18 protein-coding genes and 2 pseudogenes are annotated in these 22,991 nt (G+C 62.0%); 12 read left to right on the top strand and 8 right to left on the bottom strand.

All coding sequences use genetic code 11. The annotated features are described in order from the left end of the window. The first annotated feature begins 219 nt into the window (after positions 1 to 219). The 6 genes from cyoA to RHE_RS24145 all read left to right on the top strand — a co-directional run bounded on the left by cyoA (position 220) and on the right by RHE_RS24145 (position 6,530). Positions 220 to 1,404, top strand: a complete 1,185-nt coding sequence (gene cyoA / locus RHE_RS24170; RefSeq protein WP_041679050.1) for a ubiquinol oxidase subunit II — start codon at positions 220 to 222, stop codon at positions 1,402 to 1,404. Positions 1,405 to 1,446: 42 nt separating this feature from the next. Continuing rightward, positions 1,447 to 3,450 carry a cytochrome o ubiquinol oxidase subunit I gene (gene cyoB, locus RHE_RS24165; protein ID WP_011427888.1) on the top strand — a complete coding sequence of 668 codons (2,004 nt, stop codon included), beginning with the start codon at positions 1,447 to 1,449 and terminating at the stop codon, positions 3,448 to 3,450. A 5-nt stretch (positions 3,451 to 3,455) separates the two neighbouring features. Then, a complete protein-coding gene (cyoC, locus tag RHE_RS24160) occupies positions 3,456 to 4,076 on the top strand; it encodes a cytochrome o ubiquinol oxidase subunit III (RefSeq protein WP_011427887.1) in 621 nt (206 codons plus the stop codon). Beyond that, positions 4,073 to 4,474 (top strand): cytochrome o ubiquinol oxidase subunit IV, encoded by a 402-nt coding sequence (gene cyoD / locus RHE_RS24155; protein ID WP_011427886.1) that lies wholly within the window; start codon positions 4,073 to 4,075, stop codon positions 4,472 to 4,474. The genes cyoC and cyoD overlap by 4 nt, the downstream gene beginning before the upstream one ends. Positions 4,475 to 4,520: 46 nt before the next feature. Continuing rightward, on the top strand, positions 4,521 to 5,276 hold the full coding sequence (locus RHE_RS24150) for an SURF1 family protein (RefSeq protein WP_011427885.1): 756 nt from the start codon (positions 4,521 to 4,523) through the stop codon (positions 5,274 to 5,276). A gap of 108 nt (positions 5,277 to 5,384) precedes the next feature. Further along, entirely contained in the window at positions 5,385 to 6,530 is a 1,146-nt protein-coding gene (locus RHE_RS24145) for an acyltransferase family protein (RefSeq protein WP_011427884.1), read from the top strand. Between the two features lie 32 nt (positions 6,531 to 6,562). On the opposite strand, the gene RHE_RS24140 is transcribed toward RHE_RS24145, so the two are convergent. From RHE_RS24140 to RHE_RS24130, 4 genes and pseudogenes are all read right to left on the bottom strand, one after another. After that, entirely contained in the window at positions 6,563 to 8,500 is a 1,938-nt protein-coding gene (locus tag RHE_RS24140) for a hybrid sensor histidine kinase/response regulator (protein ID WP_011427883.1), read from the bottom strand. Positions 8,501 to 8,570: 70 nt separating this feature from the next. Further along, the gene (locus RHE_RS24135; protein WP_011427882.1) at positions 8,571 to 9,977 is read right to left on the bottom strand and encodes an FAD/NAD(P)-binding protein; all 1,407 of its coding nucleotides are present in this window, start codon (positions 9,975 to 9,977) and stop codon (positions 8,571 to 8,573) included. A gap of 461 nt (positions 9,978 to 10,438) precedes the next feature. Continuing rightward, positions 10,439 to 10,770 (bottom strand): annotated as a pseudogene (locus RHE_RS32190) (LysR substrate-binding domain-containing protein); the annotation flags it as partial. A 5-nt stretch (positions 10,771 to 10,775) separates the two neighbouring features. Continuing rightward, positions 10,776 to 11,393: a flavodoxin family protein gene (locus RHE_RS24130; RefSeq protein ID WP_011427880.1), complete on the bottom strand. Its 618-nt coding sequence runs from the start codon at positions 11,391 to 11,393 to the stop codon at positions 10,776 to 10,778. Between the two features lie 276 nt (positions 11,394 to 11,669). Between RHE_RS24130 and RHE_RS24125 the strand changes: the two genes are divergently transcribed. From RHE_RS24125 to RHE_RS24110, 4 genes are all read left to right on the top strand, one after another. Then, the gene (locus tag RHE_RS24125; RefSeq protein WP_041679089.1) at positions 11,670 to 13,478 is read left to right on the top strand and encodes an ABC transporter ATP-binding protein; all 1,809 of its coding nucleotides are present in this window, start codon (positions 11,670 to 11,672) and stop codon (positions 13,476 to 13,478) included. 196 nt (positions 13,479 to 13,674) lie between these two features. Next, positions 13,675 to 15,573 (top strand): ABC transporter ATP-binding protein, encoded by a 1,899-nt coding sequence (locus RHE_RS24120; RefSeq protein WP_011427878.1) that lies wholly within the window; start codon positions 13,675 to 13,677, stop codon positions 15,571 to 15,573. A 111-nt stretch (positions 15,574 to 15,684) separates the two neighbouring features. After that, positions 15,685 to 15,996: a hypothetical protein gene (locus RHE_RS24115; protein ID WP_011427877.1), complete on the top strand. Its 312-nt coding sequence runs from the start codon at positions 15,685 to 15,687 to the stop codon at positions 15,994 to 15,996. 309 nt (positions 15,997 to 16,305) lie between these two features. Continuing rightward, complete coding sequence (locus RHE_RS24110; RefSeq protein WP_011427876.1) at positions 16,306 to 17,343, top strand: LacI family DNA-binding transcriptional regulator; 1,038 nt, start codon at positions 16,306 to 16,308, stop codon at positions 17,341 to 17,343. 10 nt (positions 17,344 to 17,353) lie between these two features. Here RHE_RS24110 and RHE_RS24105 read toward each other — a convergent pair whose 3' ends face one another. Both RHE_RS24105 and RHE_RS24100 read right to left on the bottom strand, forming a co-directional pair. Continuing rightward, positions 17,354 to 18,646 carry an MFS transporter gene (locus RHE_RS24105; protein ID WP_011427875.1) on the bottom strand — a complete coding sequence of 431 codons (1,293 nt, stop codon included), beginning with the start codon at positions 18,644 to 18,646 and terminating at the stop codon, positions 17,354 to 17,356. Positions 18,647 to 18,782: 136 nt separating this feature from the next. Further along, entirely contained in the window at positions 18,783 to 19,982 is a 1,200-nt protein-coding gene (locus tag RHE_RS24100; RefSeq protein ID WP_011427874.1) for a multidrug effflux MFS transporter, read from the bottom strand. Positions 19,983 to 20,153: 171 nt separating this feature from the next. On the opposite strand from RHE_RS24100, the gene RHE_RS24095 reads away from it, so the two are divergent. Continuing rightward, complete coding sequence (locus tag RHE_RS24095) at positions 20,154 to 20,894, top strand: TetR/AcrR family transcriptional regulator (protein ID WP_041679049.1); 741 nt, start codon at positions 20,154 to 20,156, stop codon at positions 20,892 to 20,894. Here the strand turns inward: RHE_RS24095 and RHE_RS24090 are convergent, their stop codons facing one another. Continuing rightward, positions 20,895 to 21,335, bottom strand: a complete 441-nt coding sequence (locus RHE_RS24090; protein WP_011427872.1) for a response regulator — start codon at positions 21,333 to 21,335, stop codon at positions 20,895 to 20,897. A 269-nt stretch (positions 21,336 to 21,604) separates the two neighbouring features. Between RHE_RS24090 and RHE_RS24085 the strand changes: the two are divergent. After that, positions 21,605 to 22,145 (top strand): annotated as a pseudogene (locus RHE_RS24085) (L,D-transpeptidase family protein). An 8-nt stretch (positions 22,146 to 22,153) separates the two neighbouring features. Here RHE_RS24085 and msrA read toward each other — a convergent pair. Beyond that, the gene (msrA, locus tag RHE_RS24080; RefSeq protein ID WP_011427870.1) at positions 22,154 to 22,858 is read right to left on the bottom strand and encodes a peptide-methionine (S)-S-oxide reductase MsrA; all 705 of its coding nucleotides are present in this window, start codon (positions 22,856 to 22,858) and stop codon (positions 22,154 to 22,156) included. Positions 22,859 to 22,991 lie beyond the last annotated feature (133 nt).

Raw genomic sequence — 22,991 nt, 5'->3', positions numbered from 1 at the left:
CCTGCAAATGCTGGCCTGACCGGCAGTTGCGGATATATTGGACTGAACATGCGCAGGGGCTAAAATCCTTCTATATTCCATCAGGATTTCAAAGCACTAGCGCCCGATGATTTTTGCCGCAGTGCGGCATGTTTGCTGCACTGCGACCTTCCGCCTCATGTCGCTATCCGGTTCAGTGCTTTAGTCGCGGACAAAACGAAACAACAAGAGCTTAGAGACGTGCCAAAACTCATGAAGTTTTCCCGCCTTCTATCCGTCTTGCCGCTGCTTTTCCTGGCAGGATGCAACATGGTGGTCATGGCGCCCTCCGGCGACATCGCCGCGCAACAGCGCGATCTGATCGTCATCGCGACGGTGCTGATGCTTCTGATCATCGTTCCGGTGATCTTCCTGACGCTGCTCTTCGCCTGGCGCTACCGCCGCTCCAACACTGCCGCGACTTATGCGCCGGAATGGCATCATTCGACCCGCCTCGAAATCGTCATCTGGGCGGCACCCCTGGCGATCATCATTGCGCTCGGCGCCGTCACCTGGATATCCACGCATAAGCTCGATCCCTACCGCCCCCTCGACCGGCTCGATGCCGAGCGCGCCATCCCGGCCGATACCAAGCCGCTGACCGTCGAGGTCGTGGCGCTCGACTGGAAATGGCTGTTCTTCTATCCCGAACTCGGCATCGCCACCGTCAACGAGCTTGCCGCTCCCGTCGACATGCCGGTCAATTTCAAGATCACCGCCTCCTCGGTGATGAACTCCTTCTACATCCCCGCCCTTGCCGGCCAGATCTACGCCATGCCCGGCATGGAGACGAAGCTGCACGCCGTCATCAACCGGGAAGGCGAATATGAAGGCTTCTCCGCCAATTACAGCGGCGCCGGCTTCTCGCACATGCGCTTCAAGTTCCATGGCCTCACCCGCGCAGGCTTCGACGCCTGGGTAGCCAAGGTCAAGCAGCAGGGCACGATGCTCAACCGCGACGCTTATCTGAAGCTGGAGAAGCCGAGTGAGAAGGAGCCGGTGCGTTATTATGCCGGCGCCGACGCCGATCTTTACACCGCCATCCTCAACATGTGCGCGACGCCGGGCAAGATGTGCATGAACGAGATGATGCACATCGACATGATGGGCGGCGGCGGCAAGGAAAGTGCTGAGAACCGCGAGAAGCTGCAATACGACAACCGCCACGCCGGCGAAGGCGTGGTGGCGCCCGCCGCCACCGTGCCGGCAACGGGGGCTCCGGCACGCAGCGAGCCAGACAGAAGCACCGATGGCAACAGCATGCAGCATGACATGCCCGGGATGCACAGCACGCCCGGAATGGACATGCAGCATGACGGCCATTCCATGCCCGGCATGGGCAACGACGCCGGTCCGGCGCCGGCGCAGCTCAACAACAACAATTAACCTGGCGCTTTGCGTCGCAAGACATAATGAACGGGTTGTTCCATGTTTTCCAATCCTGACCTCCTGAAGTTGATCTTCGGCCGGTTGACCCTCGACGCCATTCCCTACCACGAGCCGATTCTGGTCGTGACCTTTATCGGCGTCGTCATCGGCGGTCTCGCCGTGCTTGGCGCCATCACCTATTTCAAGTTCTGGGGTCCGCTCTGGCACGACTGGATCTGCAGCGTCGATCACAAGAAGATCGGCATCATGTATGTGATCCTGGCCGTCATCATGCTCTTGCGCGGCTTTTCCGATGCGATCCTGATGCGCGTCCAGCAGGCAATCGCCTTCAACGGGTCGGAGGGCTACCTGCCGCCGCACCATTACGACCAGATCTTCACCGCCCACGGCGTCATCATGATCTTTTTCGTGGCGATGCCCTTCGTCACCGGCCTGATGAACTTCGTGGTGCCGCTGCAGATCGGCGCGCGCGACGTCTCCTTCCCCTTCTTGAACAACTTCTCCTTCTGGATGACGACCGCCGGCGCGATCATCATCATGCTGTCGCTGTTCATCGGTGAATTCGCCCAGACCGGCTGGCTCGCCTACCCGCCGCTATCGGGGGCCGCCTATAGCCCGGGTGTCGGCGTCGACTATTATATCTGGGGCCTGCAGGTGGCCGGTGTCGGCACGACGCTCTCCGGCATCAACCTGATCGCCACCATCGTCAAGATGCGCGCGCCGGGCATGACCTTCATGAAGATGCCGGTCTTCACCTGGACCGCACTCTGCACCAACGTGCTGATTGTCGCCTCCTTCCCGATCCTGACGGCAACGCTCGCGCTGCTGTCGCTCGACCGCTATGCCGGGACGAACTTCTTTACCAACGACCTCGGCGGCAATCCGATGATGTACATCAACCTCATCTGGATCTGGGGCCATCCGGAGGTCTACATTCTGGTGCTGCCGGCCTTCGGCATCTTCTCGGAAGTCGTCGCCACCTTCTCCGGCAAACGCCTGTTCGGCTATGCCTCAATGGTCTACGCCACCTGCGTGATCATGATCCTGTCCTACATCGTCTGGCTACACCACTTCTTCACAATGGGTTCCGGCGCCAGCGTCAATTCCTTCTTCGGCATCACCACGATGATCATCTCGATCCCCACGGGAGCGAAGATCTTCAACTGGCTCTTCACCATGTATCGCGGCCGCATCCGCTACGAGGTGCCGATGCTGTGGACGGTCGGCTTCATGGTGACCTTTGTCATCGGCGGCATGACCGGCGTCATGCTCGCCGTGCCGCCGGCCGACTTCGTGCTGCACAATTCACTGTTCCTCATCGCCCACTTCCACAACGTCATCATCGGCGGCGTTCTCTTCGGCATGTTCGCCGGCGTGAACTACTGGTTCCCGAAGGCCTTCGGCTTCAAGCTCGATCCCTTCTGGGGCAAGATGAGCTTCTGGTTCTGGCAGATCGGCTTCTGGTTCGCCTTCATGCCGCTCTACGTGCTCGGCCTTATGGGCGTCACCCGCCGCATGAGCCAGTTCGAGGATCCGTCACTGCGGATCTGGTTCATCGTCGCCGCCTTCGGTGTCGGCCTGATCGCGCTCGGCATCGCCGCCTTCCTGATCCAGATCGTCGTCAGCTTCATCAAACGCGAGGAATTGCGAGACGATAGCGGCGATCCCTGGGATGCCCGGACGCTGGAATGGTCGACCTCCTCGCCGCCGCCGGACTACAACTTCGCCTTCACGCCCGTGGTGCACGATCATGACAGCTGGTACGACATGAAACGGCGCGGCTACGAGCGCCCGCTCGGCGGCTTCAAGCCGATCCACATGCCGAAGAATACCGGCACCGGCGCCATCCTGTCGGCAATCAGCGTCGCGCTTGCCTTCGGCCTGATCTGGTACATGTGGTGGCTGGTCGTCGTCTCCGCCGTCGCGCTGCTCGTGGTGGCGATCGGCCATACGTTCAACTACAAACGCGACTTCTACATACCCGCCGGCAAGGTGACCGAAACGGAAGGCAAGCGCACGGCGCTGCTTGCCGAGCAGGTGTAATGACCATGAGCGATCAAACCATCGACAGGGCCGAAAAGCCTGAATTCTATCTGACCGAAGACCATCATCCGGAGGGGAGCACCAATCTCGGCTTCTGGCTCTATTTGATGAGCGACTGCCTGATCTTCGCGGTGCTGTTTGCCACGCACGGCGTGCTCGGCCGGAACTATGCCGCCGGGCCGTCGCCGGCCGATCTCTTCGATCTGCCGATCGTCGCCCTCAACACCTCGATGCTGCTCCTCTCGTCGATCACCTACGGCTTCGCCATGCTGCAGATGGAGCGGAACGCCAAGGCGGAAACGCTGTTCTGGCTTGCCGTCACCGGCCTGTTCGGCGCAGCCTTCATCGGGCTCGAGCTTTACGAGTTCATCCACCTGATCCACGAGGGCGCAGGGCCGACGCGCAGCGCCTTCCTCTCCTCCTTCTTTACGCTCGTCGGCACCCACGGGCTGCACGTCACCTTCGGCATCATCTGGCTGATCACGCTGATGGTGCAGGTGTCGATGCACGGGCTGGTCGAGGCCAACCGCCGCCGCCTGATGTGCCTTTCGATGTTCTGGCACTTCCTCGACGTCGTCTGGATCGGCGTCTTTTCCTTCGTCTATCTGCTCGGAGTTGTCGGATGAGTTCGCAAGCCCCTGCTCATGAGGACGCCCACGAGGCGCATCACGGCCACAGCCACGGCCATCAGGCCGGCCATGGCACCTTCCGCAGCTATATGGCGGGCTTCGCGCTATCCGTCGTCCTGACCGCCATTCCCTTCTGGCTGGTCATGGCGGGCGTCTTCGCAAGCCCGGCGGTGACGGCGGTGCTGGTGATGGCCATCGGCGCTGTCCAGATCGTCGTCCATATGGTCTTCTTCCTGCATATGAACCCGAGAAGCGAGGGCGGCTGGACGATGATGGCGCTGATCTTCACCCTCATCATCGTCGCGATCGCGCTCTCCGGTTCGCTCTGGGTCATGCATCATCTCAACACCAACATGATGCCGATGAGCCCCGAGATGATGAAGAACATGCCGTGATGACATCGAAAGGGCGGCGGCAACGCCGCCCGAAGCGGTTCTTGCCATGAGCGAGACTTCCCCGGAAAAAGAGGATAGACGGCATTCGCCTGCAAAACGCGCGCTCTTTGTCGTCTGCCTGGCGCTGCTTGCCGCAGCGCTTGCTGCGCTCGGCACCTGGCAGGTGCAGCGGCTGGCCTGGAAGCGCGACCTCACCGCCCGCATCGACCAGCGCGTGCATGCCGCAGCAGTGCCCGCCCCGGCGCGGACCGAATGGGCCAAGATCAATGCCGACGACGAATATCGCCGGGTAAACGCGGCCGGGACGCTGGCCAACGACAGGGAGACGCTGGTCTACGCCTCGACGGCGCTCGGCCCGGGTTATTGGGTGATGACGCCGCTCACGCTTGCCGACGGCACTGCTATCCTCATCAATCGCGGCTTCGTTCCCACAGACAAGCGCGACCCGGCCGCGCGCCGCGAAGGCCAGGTGTCGGGGCCGGTCGAGATCACCGGGCTGATGCGGATGACGGAGCCGAAGGGATCGCTGCTGCGATCCAACGACGTTGAAGCCGACCGCTGGTATTCACGCGATGTCGCCGCCATCGCGCAAAAGCGCGGCGTTGATGGGGTCGCACCCTATTTCATCGATGCCGACGCCGCTGCCAATCCGGGCGGCCTGCCAGTCGGCGGCCTGACGGTCATCCATTTCCCAAACAACCATCTCGTCTATGCCATCACCTGGTACGGGCTGGCGGCGATGGCGCTCGCCTTGCTGGTATTCATCCTTCGCGGCGAGATCGGAAGAGGCGGCCGCCGATAGCGGAGCACCGGCAAGCAGTTGCGCCGGACGCTCGAGCGCAACCGGATTAATATCATGTAAAGTGATGTCCGCTACTGCTTGCCTGAACAGAATATGTAAAAGCTGCACATGAACCGGCCGGATTACATTCCCAGTCTCGATGGATTGCGCGGCATCGCCGCGCTGCTGGTCGTTCAAGCTCATATCGGCCTTATCTTTCCAAACACCGCCCAGCATTTGATGACGATGGGCAGCGAAGCCGTCGGCCTGTTCTTTGTCCTTAGCGGCTTTCTGATGGCCCATCTCTATGGTTCACGGCCGGTGACCAGGGAAAATGTACTGGATTTCCTGGTGAGCCGTTTTGCCCGCATCTATCCGGTCTATCTGGCTGCGGTTCTGCTCGTGGCGATGCTGTCCGGCATGCAGGGTCTGAATTTCGTCCAGCCTATCATCGGCGGCACGGACTTTCTGCGTCATGTCCTTCTTCTGGGCTCGAGCGGCGTTTTCTGGTCAATTCCCCCGGAAATTCAATTCTATCTGCTCTTCCCGATCCTGTGGCTTTGCTTAGCCCACCCGCACCGCTATGGCGGCCTCATCGCGGGCTTCGCCGTGGCAGTCGTCGTCGATGGTCTGCTTGAATTGCCGGGGCCGGGAATCATGCTCGTTTCCAAGCTCCCTTACTTTCTTTTCGGCGCGCTTGCCGGGAGGATGAATTCTTCGTGGCAGGGATGGGCGCCATCCGGCCTCACGGGGTTCTTCACTCTGCTCCTTCTGGCGGTATTCTTCGCTTACAGGCATGTCCTGCCGAGTTTTTCCCCCGCATTCTGGGGCCTGCAGAGCGCGGCCGCCGCAGCGGTGATCGTGGCGCTGGTCGCGCGGCAGCCGCCCGTCGCAGCCCATCTCCTGGCAGCTGCGCCCGTGAGATTCCTCGGCACGATCAGCTTCTCGCTCTATCTTTTCCACGTCCCGATCATGTTCCTTGTCCATCGGACTTTTGAATCTTGGATTCCGGAATCGGTGCTCATCGCGGTGGCGCTTGCCGTGGCGATGGGGGGAGCATGGTTCCTGCATGAGACGATAGAAGTCCCAAGCAGACGCCTGCTCGTCGCCTGGTGGCAGCATCATCGGTGGCGCCTGGTCTCGCGCGACACGCCGGCCTCGGGGATCGAACGGGCGATCCTCGACCTGCAGGCGGCCGAAAAGCGCCTTCTGAACGGCGCAGCTTCAGCCACGGCGGTCATCCCTTGCAACGGCGACGAGAAGCTCCGCGCATAACGGGTTCGCCGGACCAGCTCAGCCGCCTCATTTCACGCTCCTTGAGAAGCGACCCGGCTGATCGCATCGGCGAGCTGCGCCTGCGAGAAAGGCTTGCCAAGGCGGGGCAGATTGGCGGCGCCGGCGCCGTCGGGCAGATCGGCATAGCCGGTGGCGAGGATGATCGGCATCTCGGGCCACTCGCTGCGGATCGCCTCGGCGAGCTGCGCCCCAGTCATGCGCGGCATGGCGTGATCGCAGATGACCAGATCGACCGACTCCTTGCGCAGGATGTCGAGCGCCTCGGGACCGGCCATCGCCTCGAAGACGGTGTGGCCGAGATCCTCGAGCATCAGCGTCGTATTCATCAAGACCAGGCCGTCGTCATCGACGGCGACGATGCGCAGCCGGCGCCGTGCATCGTCATCCGCTCGCCGCACGTCGGCCGCTACAGCGGCCCGCTGCTCGACGGCGACGACGGGGAACCATAATTCCGCGGTCGTTCCTTCGCCGGGGCGGCTTTTCAGGATGAGCCGGCCGCCGGACTGGGTTGCAAGACCCTGCACCATCGAAAGGCCGAGACCGGTGCCCTTGCCGACACCCTTGGTGGTGAAGAATGGCGTAACCGCCTGCTCCAGCGTCTTTGTGTCCATGCCCTCGCCTTCATCGATCACGGCGATCCGGACATAGCGGCCGGCCGATAGCGGCCCTTTGCCAGCGGCGATCGACTCCTCCGACGCGCGCAGCACGATGCGGCCGCCCGACGGCATTGCGTCGCGCGCGTTGACGACGAGGTTGAGGATCGCCATCTCCAGCTGGTTCGGATCTGTGAGGATGGTCGGAAGCCTGACGGGGAAGGAGGTTTCGATCGTGGTGAGAGGACCGAGCGAACGGCTCAGAATATCCATCATGCCACGCACCAGACCGGAGACGTCGATCGGCTCCATAAGCAATTCCTGCCGGCGGGAGAAGGCAAGCATGCGCTGGGTCAAGGCAGCACCGCGCTGGGCGCCCTGCATGGCATTGTCGACGAGCGATGTCAGCGAGAGATCCTGCGGCATGCGTTTCTTAAGGATTTCCAGGCTGCCGAGGACGGCCATCAGCAGATTGTTGAAATCATGGGCGATACCGCCGGTCAGTTGACCGATCGCCTCCATCTTCTGCGATTGGAAAAGCTCTTCGCGGGCCTGTTCCAACGCCCGCTGCGTCTCCATCTTTTCGGTGATGTCGCGGGTGATCTTGGCAAAACCGAGGACTTCGCCGTCATCGCCCCGGATGACATCGACAACGACGCTCGCCCAGAATCGGGTGCCGTCCTTGCGGACGCGCCAGCCTTCCCTTTCGAACCGGCCTTCGGCGCGCGCGACGCGCAGCGCCGTCTCCGGCAGGCCAGCCGCGCGATCCTCGGGCGTATAGAAGGTCGAAAAATGCCGGCCGATGATCTCATCAGGCCGATAGCCCTTGATGCGCTCGGCGCCAAAATTCCAGCTGCTGACATTGCCATTGGGATCGAGCATGTAGATGGCATAGTCCGAAACGCCCTGGACGAGGCGGCGAAATTGCTCCTCGCTCTGGCGGATCGCGTGCTCGGCGGCCCTGCGTTCGGTGAGGTCGCGGGTGATCTTGGCAAAGCCGACCAGTTCGCCGGAGGGGTGGCGGATCGGATCGATGACGACATGCGCCCAAAAGCGGCTGCCGTCCTTGCGCTGGCGCCAGCCCTCCCCCTCGAACCGTCCCTGCTCGAGCGCCGTGGCAAGCGCGCGCTCGGGAATTCCGGCCGCGCGGTCCTCGTCCACATAAAAACGCGAAAAATGCTCGCCGAGAATTTCCGAGGGCTTGTAGCCCTTGAAGCGCTGAGCGCCGGTATTCCAGCTCGTGACGATGCCTTCGGGGCTCAACATGTAGATGGCGTAGTCGGTGATGGCATCGACCAGAAGACGAAAGCGTCCCTCTTCGCTAAGAGACGTAACATGTCGATCCAGCACTTCCATCTGCCCCTCTCGGTCACCAGCGCTCTTAACGCTACGGGGGCGCAGATGGTTCCGAAAAGATCACACTTTTTCAGACGGCCCTGACCTGCGGATAGAACCGCTCGCCGATCCGCTCGGCAGCGGCATAGGCCTGTGAAACGATCTCGGGGACGAGATCAATATCGGGCAGGCTGCCGAGGCCGAGCGGGCCGACGGCAAACAGTCCGGCGACCGTTGAGCCGTCCTCCAGGAAGGGCTCGCCCAGCGCAGTGACCGCCAGCCCGAGCGAAAGTTCGTCCGGCATGGCGAGGCCGGAGGAAAACAGGCTCTGCATCAGCGGCGCGGAAAGATCCGGCGCCTGGCAGCGGCAATCGATAATGCGCTCGGCATAGATGACCTCTTCGACAGAGGAGCCGGCCGGCGTGAAGAACAGGCCGCTCAAGCCGCGGCGGCCGGCCCGGCCGCGACGCAGCACGGTGCGGCCTTCGGCAAGCTCGCGCTGCAGGCGCAGGTGCATGGCCTCCGGCAGGCGATTGCGATGGCTGTCATAGATCGCTCGCAAATGTCGGTTGAACTGATGCTTGTCGCGGGCCGGCAGCGAGCGCCAGAGCGAGCGAGCATGTTTCCTGAGGCCGTTCATCACCGACTGCCAGCTTCGCCCCTCTTCTTCCGCCTCGCGACAGGCCTGGCGGATGAAGCGCACGATGTCGGGCAGGCTCTCAGGCAGCGCTTCGGCCGGGAACACCGGATCGGCGGAATTCGGCGTATGGCTCTGGGGCAGGAAGCCGCGCCGGGAAATGATCGTCACCTGGCCGGCATAACCGGAATCGCGCAGTTGCAGCAACTGGTCGACGACGCGAATGCCGCTGCCGAGCAGCACGGCATGCGGCCGCGCGACGAGACGCTGGGCGCGGACCGGCGAAACCTCCGGCGCCTCGGCATGCGGATCGCTGAGGCCGTAGCCGGTGGCGAGGATCACAGTATCGAATAGCGGATTGGCCGGATTGGCGCTTTCGAGCAGGAAGCGGTTGCCGTGGCTCCGGCGGATCGCCACCACAGGATCGTTGCAGACCTGGACGGTAATGTCCCGGCGCGCCGCCAGCGCTTCGGAAAACCGCTGGTAGACATAATCGCTGAAGATGTCCTTTGGCACGAATATCTGCCGGAAACCCGGAATGGCGGCCGGCACGGCGGCACGGAAGGCGGCGTTGGTACAGAGCCAGTCGTTGAAATCGTCGCTGTCGCCGACCGCGACCGAGAGATCGCGCACGCGAGTATTGAGGATCGTCGAGGCGCGGGCAGAGGCCAGCGCCTGGCCGCCGCTGACCGACGAGTTCGGATCGAACAGTTGCAGGTGAAAGGGCGCGCGCACCGTCTTCATCAGCGCAATGGCCGTCATCATGCCGGAAAAGCCGCGCCCGACGATCGCAATGCGCGGAACGGCCGATATCTGCGCCGCCGCATTGGCTCTTGCGGAAAAAAGTCCCTGAACCGTCATCGCAACTCCTTTGCGGCTTCATCCGCACCCTGGGGTCGATCGAGGTTTCAACGCATAAACAATGGGTCACGCGTTGATCAGGTTCATTCGGCCATTCGCAAACTTCCGCCGCATGGGTCCGTATAGGCGGCCCTCAAGCAACATTCCCGGGCAAAGCAGGCCGACGATAGTCTATCAATCTAGTCGTGTATGAAAGCGCCAAAAATCGCCAGTGGCAAGGGATTTATTGGACTCGAAGCTTAAGCCGTTCAAAAAATAAGCATATTTTCCAAACAAAACGTCTTGCGCCGCAGTGGCCACGCCTCGGCGGCCGCCTCGGCCTGACCGTCTCGCCTTCAACGGACTGGCCGGATCCGCTGATTGCGGATCACGGGCTGGCCATCTCTGCGCTCCCTCTTAGAGTATTTTCACTGTGAGCAACGTTTGATCCGTTCCTCGAACTCTCGTCGCAGCGCCTTCAATTACGTTCCCCATACACCTATCAACATCTCAAGAAACCGTTCTGCCGCCGGCGAGAGGTGCCGCCGCAACGTCGAACCACGCCGATTGTACGGGAGATCTCAGGATTGCGGATGGGGCGGGTGATCAGGGCTGGATGGTCTTCGCGCGGGGTTGCCATTCGTGGCAGCACCGAAATCCCAAGGCCAGCCTCCACCAAACCGAGGGAGGTAGACAGATGCGTTACCTCGTAAAACCAGCGAAGTTTGATATTTGATTTTGCCAGTGCCGCGTCGAGCAGCGTCCTGTTGCCGCTCGACCGATGAACCGTAATCAAGTGATAAGGCTCCACATCTAGTCTTAAGCGCTTTCACCGGGATATTGCTTTGCCTTCAGCAACCCGGCCAGATGCGCCGTATTGCGCGCCAGCATGTCGACGGCCTTTGTCACGACCTTCGGCACCTTGTCGAGATCAACGAAATTGGTGGAACCCATCGCTTCCCCGACCCAATAGGCGACCGCATTGGCAGGAATGGTGAAGCCGACATCGTTCAGCGCCTGGTAGAGTTCGGCCGACACATGATGGGCGCCATCCTCGTTGCCGACAACGGCAACGGCTGCGACCCTGCCATAGGAAACCATGCGGCCCTGATCGTCCGTTTCCTCAAGGAAGGCGTCCATGCGCTCCAGCGCCCGCTTGCAGACGCTGGACGGCTGGCCGAGCCAGATCGGCGTCGCCATCAGCAGAATATCGGCGTCCAATAGTTTCGCACGGATATCCGGCCAGTCGTCGCCGGCGCCTTCATCCGAGGTGACACCCGGCTTGACGTTGAAATCGGCAAGGCGAAGCACGTCGGTCACAACGTCATATTCGGACAACGCCTTGTCGATGAGACCGATCATCCGGTCGGTCGACGACGGGTCCTTGGCGTCGCTGGTCTTCAGCGTGGCGTTGAGAGCAAGGGCTTTCAGCGGCATCGTATCTCTCCGGTAACGGTTGCCCTGGCGGATCTGCCCGGTGCAACCCACCCGCGCGCCGATTGTTCCCGCGGCCGAGGCGAGGCGGCCTCACGCAAAAATAACCAGTTGGTGAATTCTTTACTTGAACCGCCAAATGGAATCGGCAAAACTGACGGTGCTATCAATCCTTTCATGGATTTGCCGTCTTTTCGGGCCAGCGTCCGAGCACACATCTATTGGAAAAATACCGTGAGCAGCGATGCGTTAACACGCGCGACGAAGCCTTCGGCTTCGATGGCGCTTGCAACTGCGGCAGGCTGGGGCCGAGGCCTCTTTACACTGGTGCGCATCACCGTGATGGCCTTCCGCCACCCTTGGCAGGCGGGCTTTGCAATCGGCGCCACGCTCATCGCATCGACCTTCCAGCTGATGATCCCCCGCCTTCTCGGCCAGGCCGTCGACCACACGCAAATGGCGATGGGCGGCGGTGCGGCGGGCCAGGTCGCGCAGGACGCGCTGCTGACGACGGCCTTGCTGCTGCTCGGTGCCAGCGTGCTGCGCGGCCTCTTCACCATGGTGCAGAACTATTTCAGTGAGTCCGTCGGTCACCACATGGGCTACGAGCTGCGCCTGGCCTGCTACGAGAAGATCCAGCGACTCTCCTTCAGCTTTCACGACACCGTGCATTCCGGCGATCTGATCACCGTCGGCATGCTCGATCTCGAAGGCGTGCGCATGTATTTTTCCACCGCGCTGGTGCGCATGATCCTGCTCACGATCCTGATCGGCATCGGCGCCTATATGCTGCTGTCGACCGATGCCGTGCTCGGGCTGCTGGCGCTCTCCTTCGTGCCGTTCGTCGGCTGGCGCTCCTCGGTGACGCAGCTCAGGCTGCGCGCCACCTGGCTCGACCTGCAGGAGCGGCTGTCGGTGCTGACCCGCATCATGGAGGAGAATCTCGGCGGCATCCGCGTCGTGCGCGCCTTTGCCGCGCAGGAGCATGAACTCACGAAATTCGAGGCGGCCTCGAAAAACGCGCTGGCGCTTGCCCATCAGCGGGTCGGCATCCGCGTCGTCAATACCAGCGCCATGACCTTTTCCTTCTTCGCGGCGATGGGCCTCGTGCTCTGGATCGGCGGCGGCAAGGTCATGTCCGGCGAGATCACCGTCGGCACGCTCGCCTCGTTCCTGACCTTCATGACAATCCTGCAGATGCCGGTGCGCCAGCTCGGCCTGATGGTCAATGCCTTTGCCCGCGCCTCCACCTGCGGCTCGCGTCTCTTCAACCTGCTCGACCTCGATATCGCGATCAAGGATGCGCCGGATGCCAAAGAATTAGCGGTAACGGAAGGCGTGCTGCGCTTCGAAAATGTCAGTTTCGCCTATCCGGGCTCGGAAAAGCGCACGGTGCTCCACGATGTCTCCTTCGAAGCCCGGCGCGGCCAGACGATCGGCATCGTCGGTCCGCCCGGCAGCGGCAAGTCGACGATCGCCCATCTGATCCCGCGCTTCTACGACGTCACTGGCGGCAAGATCACCATCGACGGCCAGGATATCCGCAAGGCAACCCTGCAGTCGCTGCGCCGCGCCGTTGCCGTCGTGCAGCAGGATTCCTTCCTGTTCACGACGACGATCGAAAACAACATCGCCTATGGTGACCCTTGGGCGAAGGAAAGCCGCATCGAACGCGCCAGCGAAAGCGCCCAGCTGCACAATTACGTGCTCGGCCTGCCCACCGGCTACGGCACCGTCGTCGGCGAACGCGGCATATCGCTGTCCGGCGGTCAGCGGCAGCGTCTTTCGATTGCCCGGGCGCTGATGCTGAAGCCGGCGGTGATGGTGTTCGACGATTCGACGGCGGCGATCGATGCCGCCACCGAACAGCGCATCCGCAGCGCCATGCGCCGCTATGCCGCCGACCGGGTGACGATCATCGTCGCCCACCGCCTGAGCTCGCTGATGCATGCCGACCAGATCCTGTTCGTCGAAGACGGAAGAATCGTCGAGCGCGGCACGCATCAGGCGCTTTTGGCGCTCGGCGGACGGTACAAGGCGCTGTACGAGCTGCAGGTACGGCCCGGCGACGAGGTGTTGAGCGCGTAGTTGCCCTCTTCTCCCCACTGGAGAGAAGTGCCGAGCAAAGCGAGGCGATGAGGGGCGAGGCGCGGTAGCGAAGGGCAAACGAGGGCGTGCCGTGTGGCCCCCTCATCCGCCCGTCGGGCACCTTCTCCCCGTTGGAGAAGCGGACAAAGAATTCACGCGCGGACCACCTCAAGTGATGGCCGCAGGAGGAACGACGATGGCCGAGGAACTGGAAACCGAGCGTTCCGACGTTCGCGAGGACGGCCGCCGCCCGCCGCGGGCAGTGGTCGGTTCGCATCGCATCGAGGAGGAAATGTTCGGCAAGGCCTTCGACGGCAACATCGTCAAGCGCATCTGGGCATTCGTTCACCCCTACCGCACCCAAGTCCTCTGGGCGGTCGTCGCCGTCCTGACCTTCACGACGATGCAATTGCTGATCCCGCTGATCATCCGTTACGCCATCGACCACGGCATGTCGCCGGGCGGCAATCCTTCGGCGCTGATCTCGGCGATCGCCGCCTTCGCCATCGCCATCCTTATCAATTATGCGGCAAGTTACGCCCAGGAGACGCTGGTCGGCAACGTCGCCGAAGAGGTGCTCTTCGACATCCGCAAGGCGATGTTCTCGCATCTCCAGCGCGTCTCGCTCTCCTTCATGGACAAGACCGAAGTGGGGCGGCTGATGTCGCGCCTGCAAGGCGACGTCAATTCGATGCAGGAATTCCTCGAAACCTCGGTTCTCTCGGTCGGCGACATCGTGCTGCTCTTCGGCATCGTTTTCGTCATGCTCTATCTCGATTTCAAGCTGGGCCTGCTGACGCTTGCGGTGCTGCCGGTGCTGTTCGTGGTCCGGCTGTTCTGGCTGCCGCTCGCCCGCAAATCCTTCATGGCCGCGCATGAGACCAATTCGGTGGCGAACGGCGCACTCGCCGAAGCGATCCATGGCGTGCGCGCCGTCCAGAGCATGGACAGGCAGGGCGTCAACTTCACGCTCTACGACGACAAGGCACATGCCAATCTCAGGACGCATCTGACGGCGGCGCGTTATGCCCAGGTGATGGTGCCGATCGTCGACAGCCTGACCGGTGTAGCGATGGCGCTTGTCATCGTCGTCGGCGGCGCCCGCGTTCTAAACCAGGCGCTCGATGTCGGCGTGCTCGTCGCTTTTCTGTTTTATATCCAGCGTTTCTTCGACCCGATCCGGTCGCTGACGCTGCAATATTCGGTGATGCAGCGCGCCATGGCGTCCGGCCAGCGGTTGACCGAGGTGCTCGACGTGCCCGTCGACATCGAGGACGCGCCCGACGCCAAGATCCTGTCGCGCGACATGGACGGTTCGGTGGAATTCAAGGATGTAATCTTCGGCTACAATCCGAAACATCCGGTGCTGAAACATGTGAGCTTCAAGGTCAATCCCGGTGAGACGGTGGCGCTGGTCGGGCCGACGGGGTCCGGAAAATCGAGCTGCATGTCGCTGATCCACCGCTTCTACGACGTGCAGCAGGGCCAGGTGCTGGTCGGCGGCCATGATGTGCGTGCGCTGACGCAGGATTCGCTCGGCGCGCAGATCGCCATGGTGCTGCAGGAGCCCTTCCTGTTCACCGGCACCGTCTTCGAAAACATCCGCTACCACAAGCTTGAGGCGACGCGCGAACAGGTGATCGAGGCGGCGAAGGCCGTCGGCGCCCATGATTTCATCATGCGTCTGCCCGATGGTTACGACAGCATTCTCGGTGAACGCGGCGGCAATCTTTCGCTCGGCCAGCGCCAGCTCCTAAGCTTCGCCCGAGCGCTGGTGGCCGACGCCAAGATCCTGGTGCTCGACGAGGCGACGGCCAATATCGACAGCTATACCGAGATGCTGATCCAGAAGGCGCTCGTCAAGCTGCTCGAAAACCGCACCGGCCTGGTCATCGCTCATCGCCTGGCGACGATCCGCGAGGCCGACCGCATCATTGTGCTGCAGAACGGCGAGATCATCGAAAGCGGCGACCATCGCCAGCTGATGAAGAACGGCAAGCTCTATTCCAGGCTCTATAACCTCAACTACGCCTCGTTCGACGATATTCCCGAAGACGTGCTGGAAGAGACGACGGCGACACAATCGGCGACCTAAGACTAAAGGCGGATGACACGCATTAACTCATGTTGCAAAGATTGAACGAACCAACGCCTTGCTGCCGCATTTCCCTCCTAATCGGGGGCCGGTACCACTGAGGAGAAAGTTATGAAAAGAATAATTAGCAGCCTGTTGATCGCGGCGGCCCTTGTTGGATCGGCTGTTCAGCCCGCTGCCGCGCGTGACCATCATCACCATAACAATACCGGCCGGATCATCGCCGGCGGCGTTGCCGCAGGCGTGGTCGGCGGCCTGATCGGCGGCGCGATTGCCAACGGTGGCCCGCGCTACGTCGATGAAGGCCCTCGTTATGTCGAGAGCCCCCGCTATGTCGAACCGAGATGCTGGTATGAGGACCGCGACGTTCGCAACCGCTACGACGGCGGCTATCACGCCGAAACCGTACGGGTCTGCGAGTAGACCTGACGTTTTTTGAAGCGGCGTTGAACGCGTCAGCGTCGCTCGACCCTCAGCCGAGGTTGCGTTCCGCAGCCTCGGCTTTTTCAGTTATATCAGCGACATGCCGGCAGGAGAGCAGCCACCGACCGGGGTCGAGCCACGCGTCTCGAAAATCCGGACGCGCCTGCAGATTACGAACGCGTCGTCCCGGAGCTGGTCATCCGCCGGAGCTACCTACCGTAACCTCTTTCTCCCATGGCTTTTCGCAGAGGTCATCCTGTGGCAAGAAGGACGATGACACGGCGCCGTAGGGGAGGAAAATCGGCTGACATGAAGGGAATCCGCCAGCTCGCCGAGCATCTCGATATTTCGATTGGGACCGTGTCCCGTGCGCTGAATGGCAAGCCCGATGTCAACGAGGAAACGCGCCGGCGGGTGCTCGCCGCCGCCGAGGAGCTTGGCTACGTCGCCAACCAGTCGGGCCGCAGCCTTCGCCAGGGCATGACCAATGTCATCGGGCTGATGCTGGAAGTGAGCCGCGAGACGGTCGAAAACAGCGACGACTTCTTCCTCGGCGTCACCGACGGGCTGCAGAGCGTGTTTTCCCGGCACAAGCTCGATCTGGTCATGCTGCCCTGCCCTGATGACGAGGATCCGCACGAATATCTGAAGCGCATGGTCGCGCGCCGCCTCGTCGATGCCCTGATCATCTCGGCGACACGGCGCACCGACCGGCGCATCGAGCTTCTGGAAAAGGCCCGCATCCCCTTCGTGGCGCTCGGCCGCAGCGCGTCCGGCGGCAGCTATACCTGGATGGATCTCGATTTCGAAGGCGTGGCGGCGCGCGGCGTCGACCGGCTCGTCGCAAAGGGCCATCGGCGGATTGCGGTGGCTGCCCCCTCCTCCGACATCAATCTCGGCTATATCTTCCTCGACAGCTACCGCCAGGCGCTGCAAAGCCACGGCCTAGCCTTCGACCCGGCGCTCGTCATCCGCGTCAAGTCGAGCGAACAGGGTGGCTATCAGGCCGGCCACGAACTGCTGATGATCGAAGACCGGCCGACGGCGATCATCCTGATCCACGAGCTGATGGCGATCGGGCTTTACCGCAGGCTGGCGGAGGCCGGCATCGTGCCCGGCCGCGACCTCGCCGTCGTCGGCTTCCGCGAAGAGTCGCGCACGCATTTCCTGCAGCCGACGCTGACCTCTTTTCGCATGTCGCTGCGCGATCTCGGCGCCCAGCTCGGCGAAACCCTGCTCGCCACCATGCCGGCCTATGCCGATCACTATCCGCAGGGCGCCCGCAACAGGATCTGGCCGATGGAACTCGTTCCGGGCGAAAGCGACGCCTTCACACTGACGGCTTGAAGCACACCGCTCAGACCCGGCTCGGTGCCGCCGCAGCTTCCCGGCTCGACAATTGACGCGTCACGAAGAAGACCAGAAGGGCGCCGGCCGCAAGGCAGGCGGCCAGGAAGAACATCGGCGCGATCGTGCTGCCGCTTTCATCCTTGATCCAGGGCACGACATTCTGGGCGACGAAGCCGCCGAGATTGCCGACCGAATTGATGGCGGCAAGCCCGGCCGCCGCACCCGCCCCTTTCAGGAAGCGCGACGGCAGGCTCCAGAACACCGGCTGGGGGGCGAAGATGCCGGCGGCGGCGACACAGAGGAAGGCGAATTGCAGAGTGTGGTTCGGGATCAGCGCTGACAGCAGCAGGCAGGCGGCGCCGATAAACGCCGGAATGACGATATAGGGCGTCTTCGATTGTGCCTTGTCGGCCATGGCGGGAACGGCATAGAGCGCGACTGCGACCAGCAGCCAGGGAATGACGTTGAGGAAACCGTTCACCGTGTTGCTGACGCCGAAGGCCTTGACGATGGTCGGCAGCCAGTAACTCAGCCCATAGGCCGACAGCGGAAAGGCGATATAGCAGAGCGCCATTAAAAGGACGCGCGGGTCGACGAGCGCCTTGAAGCCGTCCGACGCATTTTCGGCCATGCCGGCATTTTCCGAAGCGAGCCTGCGCTCGAGCCATTTCTTCTCGTTGCTGCTCAAGAAGGTCGCATTTTCCGGCCGCCCGGGAAGATAGAAAAAGGTGACGATGCCGGCGACGACGGCCGGAATACCGGTCGCCAGGAACACCCACTCCCAGCCGGCAAAGCCGTAGAGGCCGTCGAGATCAAGCAGCGCGCCGCCGAGCGGTGCGCCGACGGCATTGGCGATGGCGCTGAAGATCATGAACAGGCCGACCATCCGGCCGCGATAGCCCGAAGGGAACCATAGCGTCAGGAGATAAAGGACGCCGGGAAAGAAGCCGGCTTCGCAGACGCCGAGCAGGAAACGGAGGATATAGAACATCGCCGCGTTCTGGGTGAAGGCGAGCGCGATGGTAACGAGGCCCCAGGAGACCAGGATGCGGGCAAACCAGACACGCGCGCCGAGCCTGTCGAGGAAGAGATTGCTCGGCACCTCGAAGAGAAAATAGCCGATGAAGAAGAGCGAAGCGCCAAGACCATAGGCATATTCGCTCAGGCCCAGGGCATCGACCATTTGCAGCTTGGCGAAGCTGACATTTTGCCGGTCGATATAGGCGATCAGATAGAGGATGCCGAGAAACGGCATCAGCTTCCAGGTGATTTTCGAGATCAGCCGCTTCTCATCAACCATGCGTATTCTCCGGAATGATCATGTTGGTCGGAGCTTAGATAGCGCCGCCCGCCGATATTCAATCGCGCGACGTATTTTCTTCGATGCCGCAACCATATGGTAGCCGCATCCGGGATCGGATGCGGCCGGTCTTTGACTATTCGGCAGCGGCTACGGCGGCACGGCGGCCGATCGTTGCCTGGGTCAGCACGAAGGCTGCGAAAGCGCAGAGCGCGATGCCGGCGGCCATCGGAACGGCGGTGCCGTCGAAGAACAGGCTCGAGATCACCATGGCGACGGCGGCGATGACGAAATGCAGCGTGCCCATCAGCGACGAGGCGGTGCCGGCGATTGCGCCGTGATCCTCAAGCGCCAGCACGGCGCTCGTCGGGATGACGAGGCCGAGGAAGCCGTAGCCAATGAAGAGGAAGGTCGCCATCACCGGCAGCTGGTTGAAGCCCGCGGCCATCACCACCGCCATGACGACCATGGCCAGCGCGAAGGCGCTGACGGCAATCCGCATGACGCGCACCAGGCCGAAACGCTCGCCGAGCCAGCCCGTCGCCTGCGATACCGCGAAGAAGGACACGGCGTTGATCGAGAAGGCGAAGCTGTATTGTGTTGGCGTCAGGCCGTAATGCTCAATCAGCACGAAGGGCGAGTTGGCGAGATAGACGAGGAAGCTCGAAATGCCGAGACCGCCGATGAAGGTCAGCGTCAGGAAATTGCGGTCGGAAAGCAGCAGCCGGTAGGCGGCCATGGCGCTCCCGAGACCGCTGCCGCTACGCTCGGTGGCCGGGCGGGTCTCGTCAAGCTGGGTCGCGAGCAGAACGAGGCCGATCAAGGCCGCCATTGTCACGGCCCAGAACACGCCGCGCCAGCCGTAAAACTCGATGACGGCGCTGCCGGTCAGCGGCGCCAGGATCGGCGAGATCGAGAAGACCAGCATGAGCAGCGACATCAGGCGCGCCGCCTGAACGCCGGTGTGCATGTCGCGGACGATGGCACGAGGAATGACCATGCCGGCAGCACCGCCGATGCCCTGGATGAAACGGAAGGCGATCAGGGTTTCGATATCGGTCGCAAGCGCGCAGCCGATCGAGGCGAGCGCGAAGAGGCCGATGCCGAGATAGAGCGGCAGCTTGCGGCCGCACATGTCCGAGATCGGACCGTAGACGAGCTGTGAGAGCGCAAAGGAGATAAAGAAGGCGAGCAGGGTCAGCTGGGTGACGTTATTGTCGGCATGCAGATCCTGGCCGATCGAAGGCAGCGCCGGCAGATACATGTCGATGGCGAAGGGGCCGATGGCCGATAAAAGGCCGAGAATGAGGGCAATGCGGAAGAAGGAAGCCGTCATAGTGGTGATCTTTCATAAAAGCGCGAGCAAAGACGCCGGATGGTGTTTCGCCGCAGTGCTCTTAGGGTTCAATGATGATCGTTCGCGCGAAGACGAAGTTGGGAGCTCATATCTTCAGCTGGGAAGCAGGAGTGTCAATTAATTTGGACACTGCTGTAAAATTAGACGCCATTGTCTAAAACGTCAAGACGTCTTATCTTCGCTCTCATGAACGATCGCATGACACCGGCAGTCCGGATGACGGGGCATAGCCAGCGCGGGCAATGTGCCAAGCGCATGTCAATCCTCGATGCCGCCGCCGACGTTTTCTGCCGCCAGGGATTTGCCGCCGCCAGCATCGACGAGATCGCCGCCGTCGCCTGTGTCTCCCGGCAGACGATCTACAACCACTACCGCGAGAAGGAAACGCTGTTCGTCGCCGTCGTCGAGGACGTCATGAACCGCGCCAATGCCATGCTCTTCTCCGTGCTGTCGGCCTTCCCTGCTGACGCCAACAATCTGGAGGACGACCTAACCGCCTTCGTCATGCGCCTGAACAAGAATTGCATCTGCAACCACGACGGAAAATTCCTGCGCAAGCTGGTGCAGACGGAGGGAGAGCGCTACCCGCATCTCTTCGAAAGCTGGCGCCAGCACGGGCCCGGCAAGCTGACGACTGCGCTTTCCGCGCTTCTTGCGCGGCTGGCGCAAAAAGGAGCGCTCGTCATCGACGATTTCGACGTCGCCGCCCGGCAGTTCGTCGCGCTCGGCAATGCCGACCTGCAGATGATGACCCTTTTCGGGGGAACGCCGACGGACGCCGAACTTGAAAAGGCGGCCCGCAATGCCGTTCGCACTTTTCTCAGGGCCTATGGCCGACCCGCAGCGGAGAAGGCCGGCGCTCCGCCGCAGCTGGCAGCCATATCCGGCTGATCAGGCAAAAACCGTCATCTGCGCCGGCACGACGGCGAACATGCCGGCGCGGCGTGCGGCAAGATACTTCACCAGCTGTTCGACAACCGAAGGCATGACCGGCTTCTGGACAACGCCGACCGCGCCCTTGACGCCGTCGGCGACAGTCTCGGGATTGCCGGTCATGAAGACGACGGCGATGCCGTGCTCTTGCGCCAGCCGCCGGCCGATCTCGGGCCCGGTCGGGCCGTCGGCAAGATTGACGTCGACGAAGGCGATATCGGCCAACGGTGCCAGCCGCAGCGCCTGTTCGCGATCATTTGCCAAGCCGGCGACCTGCATGCCCATGCCTTCCACCGTCGCGCCGAGATCGAGGGCGATGAGGAATTCATCTTCGACGATCAAGACGCGCTGTTTCATGAGATCATCTCGCTGCCAGCGCCGCACGACATTGGTGGCCATGATACGTCCCCTTGTTACGCACATACTTCGAAAGAAGGATTCGCTTCAGCAGCTGTGCCTGCCGAAACTCATTGTCGTAACGGCGAACTTGACGATATGTTCCGCGGTGAAACGCGATTTTTTTGATTTAAGGTATTGTTAACGTTAATGAATTCGTAAGGAGGCGCTGGCAGCGCAGGAAAACCATGGCCGATCTTGAGCGCGCACCTCTGGTTGAGGGCGCAATGACACGATGTGATTATTCAACGGCTTGAGGACTGAGGGGCGACTTGAGAAACAAGATTATCGTGTTGGCCATCGCGGCCGTCAGCCTTTTCGCCTACACCAAGGTGATGGCCAGGATCGGCTCGGGCTCACCGCCCCCGGCCGCGCCGATGGAACAACGCGCCGACCTCATTCGCGTCTATAAATCCGAACGCCGCATGGTTTTCCTTAAAGGCGACGCTCCCATCGCGGCCTATGAAATTTCTCTGGGCAGTGCTGCCGATGCAGGCCCGAAACAACGCGAAGGCGACGAGAAGACGCCGGAAGGCCCCTATGAAATAGACTGGCGCAATCCGAAATCGACGGCGCATCTGAGCCTGCATATTTCCTATCCGAAGCCGGAAGAGCAGCGGGCGGCTGAAGTGAACGGCTTTCCGCCAGGTGGCAATATCAATGATCCACGGGCTGCCCAATGGCTGGGGCCGGCTCGGGCAAGCCCATCGCCTGTGGGACTGGACGGATGGCTGTATTGCCGTCACCAATGCGGAAATGGGCGAGATCTGGGCGCGCGTCCCAGACCATACGCCGATCGACATCATGCCCTGACCAGCCAATCAGCCCTTGGTCTTGCCGACGAGGACCGGCTGGCTGCGATAGTCGGCGGGAAACAGTGACTTCAGGTTCTCGATTTTCGGCAGGTCGTTATAGACGATATAGGGATAGGTCGGGTTGAGCGTCAGGAAATCCTGATGATAGGCTTCGGCAGGATAGAAGCCGGCTGCATCGGACACCTTGGTGACGATCGGCCGCGGAAAGGCATGCGCCTTGTCGAGCTGGTCGATATAACCCTCGGCGACCTTGCGTTGCTGCGGATTTGAGACGAACAGCGCCGAGCGATATTGCGTGCCCCGGTCCGGGCCCTGGTAATTCAGCTGCGTCGGGTTGTGCGCCACCGAGAAGAAGATTTGCAGCAACCTGCCGTAGCTGACCTGTTTCGGATCGAACTTCACCTCGACGGCTTCGGCGTGACCTGTCGAGCCGGTGCTGACGGTTTCATACTGCGCCGTCTTGGCCGTGCCGCCGGCATAACCGGAGACGGCGCTTTCTACGCCCTTCACATGCTGGAAGACGCCCTGGACGCCCCAGAAGCAGCCGCCGGCGAAAATTGCGGTCTCGGTGCCGGAGCCGGCAGCCTCGTCGATCTCAGGCGGCGGGATGACGACCGCCTCTTCGGCAGCGGCGGTTACATCCGCACCGAGCAAGACAGCCGCGACGGCAAGGAACGCGGCGAGGCGCCGGCGGTTGGAAGACATGGACATCGGGCTAGCTCCAAAGGGTCGGCCAAATCCTTGCTCACCCTTGCAAAAGCTGCAAATCACAAACCGGTTGCTCACGCCGATGTGACAGGCCGAAGAAAGCGCCTGTGCGAAGTTGAACCAACCCTCAAGTTGA

Origin of the sequence: Rhizobium etli CFN 42 (genome assembly GCF_000092045.1) — a bacterium.
GTDB classification, from domain to species: domain Bacteria; phylum Pseudomonadota; class Alphaproteobacteria; order Rhizobiales; family Rhizobiaceae; genus Rhizobium; species Rhizobium etli.
Note: the sequence above shows the minus strand (reverse complement) of the source record. Positions and strands in the feature narration are given on the sequence as shown.